This window comes from Bacillus sp. GbtcB10 (genome assembly GCF_019091365.1).
In the GTDB taxonomy this organism is placed as follows: Bacteria; Bacillota; Bacilli; order Bacillales; family Bacillaceae; genus Bacillus; species Bacillus altitudinis.
Window position 1 is genome coordinate 1 of the sequence record NZ_JAGXJP010000385.1, and the last position, 237, is coordinate 237.

Here is a 237-nt window from a genome sequence, read left to right on the forward strand (position 1 = left end):
TATGATTGGTTATGATGAAGTGTAGAGGAAAGTGATGGGGGAAATTAACAGTATAAAAAAATGAAAAATGAGCGTAGCATATCGAACATAGAGAGATAAAGGGGAAAGTGTCGCATTTTGAAAAGAGGAGATCATACCATGTTCGGGAGAAAAAAAAGAAAACCATTACGACAATTAATTACACATAAAGAGCCTAAGTCACGTATTGCGGAACAGTACCGTAACATCCGTACAAAC

Annotated in this window: 1 pseudogene; it reads left to right on the forward strand. The window is 36.3% G+C overall.

From position 1 onward, the window contains the following. Positions 1-138 precede the first annotated feature (138 nt). Positions 139-237 (forward strand): annotated as a pseudogene (locus KVT11_RS20590) (tyrosine protein kinase); the annotation flags it as partial.